Source organism: Pseudomonas folii (assembly GCF_014357575.1).
In the GTDB taxonomy this organism is placed as follows: domain Bacteria; phylum Pseudomonadota; class Gammaproteobacteria; order Pseudomonadales; family Pseudomonadaceae; genus Aquipseudomonas; species Aquipseudomonas folii.
The window spans coordinates 1-4,133 of sequence record NZ_JACONW010000256.1 but is presented as its reverse complement, the minus strand read 5'-3'; the positions used below and the strand labels follow the sequence as shown (position 1 = coordinate 4,133).

Annotated in this window: 3 protein-coding genes; 2 read left to right on the top strand and 1 reads right to left on the bottom strand. The window is 58.4% G+C overall.

Annotated features, from left to right (window positions below; all coding sequences use genetic code 11):
• Positions 1-38 precede the first annotated feature (38 nt).
• Together H8S59_RS26295 and H8S59_RS26290 are read left to right on the top strand one after the other, a co-directional pair.
• Positions 39-689: an HAD family hydrolase gene (locus H8S59_RS26295; protein ID WP_095093177.1), complete on the top strand. Its 651-nt coding sequence runs from the start codon at positions 39-41 to the stop codon at positions 687-689.
• Positions 690-867: 178 nt separating this feature from the next.
• On the top strand, positions 868-2,811 hold the full coding sequence (locus H8S59_RS26290; protein ID WP_187523309.1) for an acetyl-CoA hydrolase/transferase family protein: 1,944 nt from the start codon (positions 868-870) through the stop codon (positions 2,809-2,811).
• Between the two features lie 390 nt (positions 2,812-3,201).
• On the opposite strand, the gene H8S59_RS26285 is transcribed toward H8S59_RS26290, so the two are convergent.
• Entirely contained in the window at positions 3,202-4,086 is an 885-nt protein-coding gene (locus H8S59_RS26285; protein ID WP_187523308.1) for an MBL fold metallo-hydrolase, read from the bottom strand.
• Positions 4,087-4,133: the final 47 nt, after the last annotated feature.

The window sequence follows — 4,133 nt, the reverse complement described above, 5'->3', positions numbered from 1 at the left end:
GCAAGACAGCCAATCGCGAAAACCCCATGGGAGTTTGCATGCATTACCAAAACATCCTGTTCGACCTGGACGGCACCCTGACCGATCCGCGCCAAGGGATAACCAAGTCAATCCAGTTCGCCCTGAAGCAGATGGGCATTGATGAGCCGGACCTGGCGCAACTGGAGCACTTCATCGGTCCGCCGCTGTTGCAGCAGTTCATGCAGCAATACCATTTCGATGAAGCCAAGGCCTGGGAAGCGGTAGGCTTTTATCGCCAGCGTTTCAAGGTCACCGGGCTTTACGAGAATCTGGTGTTCGATGGGATATTTGAACTGCTGGATGAGCTGGTGGATCAGGGTCGCAACCTGTACATCGCAACGTCCAAGCCGTGGGTATTCGCCCATGAAATCGCCCGGCACTTCGACTTCGCCCGGCATTTCAAGATGATCTACGGTAGCGAACTGGACGGCACCCGCACCGATAAAGTCGAACTGATTGCGCATTTGATGGCGACAGAAAAACTCGACCCGAAACAGACGCTGATGATCGGCGACCGCAAACACGACCTGATCGGCGGCCTGCGCAACGGCCTGGATGTTGCGGCAGTAGGCTATGGTTTTGGTAGCCATGAGGAATTGCAGGCTGAGTCGCCGACGTATCACTTTGCAACGCTGGCGGAGCTGCATAAGGCATTCCTGAAGAAATGACGTGTTGGAGCGAGGCTTGCCCGCGATAAGGCTGCACTCGATTCCAGATAAAAACCGTAGCGCCCTTATCGCGGGCAAGCACCGCTCCCACATAGGGCCACATTCCAGCGCGCCAATGCAGCAAAACCCGCACACCCCCGGTCCAAGCTCCATCTAATAACAAGCCTTGGAGGACCCGATGCCGCAGTACAGCTCCATTGATCAAGCGGTCGCTCATGTCATCGCCCGGTTGCCGACGCACATCCACATGGGCATCCCATTGGGTCTGGGCAAACCGAACCGGTTCGTCAACGCGCTGTATGAGCGGATCAAGCAAATGCCCGAGCGGCAGTTGACGATCTACACGGCGCTAAGCCTGGGTCGCCCGCCAACCGGCGACGGTCTGCAAGGACGGTTCCTGCAGCCGTTTCTGGACCGGGTATTTGATGATTATCCCGAGCTGGAATTTCTCTCTGACCTGCATCGCGACAGCCTGCCAGCCAATATCCGCGTGCAACAGTTTTTCATGCAGCCGGGTAGTCTGCTCAACAGCGCGCCTGCTCAGCACGATTACATCAGCAGCAATTACAGCCACGCCGCTCGGGACATTAACGCCGGTGGCCTGAATCTGGTCGCACAACTGGTTGCCCGTGATGAACAACGGCCCGGCAAGCTGAGCCTGAGCTGCAACCCCGACGTCACCCTCGACTTACTGCCCATGATCGCCAAGCGACGCGCAGCCGGAGAAACCGTTTTGATGCTGGGCCAGGTTCATGCGGATCTGCCCTACATGCCGGGCGATTCAGAGCTGGATGTCGAGGCCTTCGACTTCCTGATCGATGAAGAAGAGCGCAGCACATTGTTTTCCACGCCGAATATGCCGGTGGGCTTTCAGGATCATTTCATCGGCCTGCATGCCAGCACACTGGTACGCGACGGCGGCACCCTGCAGATCGGCATCGGCTCCATGGGCGACGCGCTGACCGCTGCGTTGCTGGCTCGTCAGGCAGATAACCATACATATCGGGCGTTGCTTGCCGAGCTGAACCTCAGCGACTGGCAAACCCTGATCGACCGCGAGGGCGGCGTGGAGCCTTTCGTGTCGGGGCTTTACGGATGCAGCGAGATGTTCGTCAACGGTTTGCTGGTGCTGGTCGACGCCGGAATCATTCGCCGCAAGGTTTATGCCGATGCGATGCGCCAGCGCGAAGCCAATAATGGCACCCTCGACGAGTCGGCTTATACAGACGGCATCATGGTCCATGGCGGGTTCTTCCTCGGGCCGCAGAGTTTTTATCAGCGCTTGCGAGAGTTTTCCCTGGAGCGTCTCGGCGATTTCAACATGACCGCCATCAGCTACATCAACGAGCTGTACGGTGATGAGCAGCTCAAGCGTCTGCAGCGTCGCGATGCGCGTTTCATCAACAGCGCATTCACCGTCACCCTCATGGGTGCCGCGGTGTCTGATCAACTGGCAGACGGCAGGGTAGTGAGTGGTGTCGGCGGCCAATACAACTTTGTGGCCCAGGCTCATGCACTCGAAGACGCCCGTTCGATTCTGATCCTGCGCAGTTGGCGTGAGTCCGGCGGCGAGACCAGCTCCAATATCGTCTGGGAATACGGTCACACCACCATCCCGCGGCACCTGCGGGATATCGTGGTCACCGAATACGGCATTGCCGACCTGCGTGGCAAGAATGATTCAGCGGTCATTGAAGCCATGCTCAATATCAGTGACTCGCGCTTTCAGCCGGGTTTGATCGAACAGGCGCAAAGAGCAGGCAAACTGCCCAAGGATTTCAAACTGGATCCGCGCTTCGCCCACAACACAGCCGAGCGCCTTCAAGCCATCGCTGAGCAGTATTCGCAGCTGTTTCCCGAATACCCATTGGGTTGCGACTTCAACACCGAAGAGCGCGATCTGCTGCGGGCGCTGCACTGGCTGGAGAGCAAGTTCAAGCTCACAGAAATCATCGAGCTGGGCAAGGCGACACTGGATGCGCCTGAACCTGAGGCATTCCCGGTGCATCTGGAACGCATGCAACTCGACCGGCCACAGGGATTGAAAGAGGAGTTGTATCAGCGCCTGCTGTTAGCGGGGCTGCAGAATACAGCGCGGGATGATGCGACACCGAGCGCCTGACACGGCGCTGTGGCTTGTCTGATCCCCTCGTAGGACCGGCTTAGCCGGGAGAGCGGTGCTTCTGTCGAAGAAGATTTAGCGAACGTGCCGACGTCCTCCCGGCTAAAGCCGGTCCTACGGATCGCATAGGTCCTGTGGGAGCGAGGCTTGCCCGCGATAAAAGCAACTCGGTCCATCTTTCGAATCGCGGTGCCTGCATCGCGGGCAAGCCCGGCTCCCACAAAAATCACCGATGACGTGGGACCGGCTTTAGCCGGGAAGAGTCCGGGACAGCCGCTTGATTTGTAACGTCTGAAAGGCAGCTTTCCCGGCTAAAGCCGGTCCCACGTCGGTACATCAGCTGGCGGGCAAACATAGAATCTCCCACAGAAGCGTCGCAACAGGTCGGGCTCACAGCGTATTCAACGGGATCTTGAGATAGCGCACGCCATTGTCTTCCGGCTCGGGAAGATGACCCGCACGCATATTGATCTGTACGGACGGCAGGATCAGCACGGGCATGTCCAGCGTGGCATCCCGGGCTTCGCGCATCTGCACGAATTCGTTTTCATCGATGCCCTGACGAATGTGGATGTTGTTGGCGCGCTGTTCGGCAACCGTGGTCATGTACTGCAACTCGCGACCATCAGGCTGGTAGTCGTGACACATGAACAGGCGCGTGGAGTCGGGCAGGGTGAGGATTTTCTGGATCGACTGATACAACGTGCGCGCATCTGCGCCGGGGAAGTCACAGCGCGCCGTGCCGTAATCCGGCATGAACAGCGTATCGCCAACAAACGCCACGCTTTCACCGCCCACCTCGAACACATAGGTCATGCAGGCCGGAGTATGCCCGGGCGTATGCATGGCTCGCGCCTCAAGGGTGCCGACGTTGAAGGTCGCGCCGTCATCCAGCAGCACGTCGAACTGGCTGCCGTCACGGGCGAAACCAGTCGGCGCATTGAACAGCTCGCCGAACACGTTTTGCACCGCTGTGATGTGGCTGCCGATGGCAATCTTCGCGTTGAGCTTGTCTTTGAGGTACGCCGCTGCCGAAACATGATCGGCATGCACGTGGGTTTCAAGGATCCACTGCACCGAAGCGCCCAGTTCACGAACCCGGGTAATCAACTGATCGGCGGATTCAGTGCGCGTGCGTCCCGATTTGGGGTCGAAGTCGAGCACGCTGTCGATCAGCGCACAGTGTCTGGTCTGGACATCCATGACCAGATAACTGAGCGTGGAGGTGTGGGTGTCGAACAGGCCTTCAATGTGTAGGCGGTCGGCGATGATCATGGATTCTCCGACGGTTGTGTGATGGTCGCGATCTTGGGCTGTTGCTT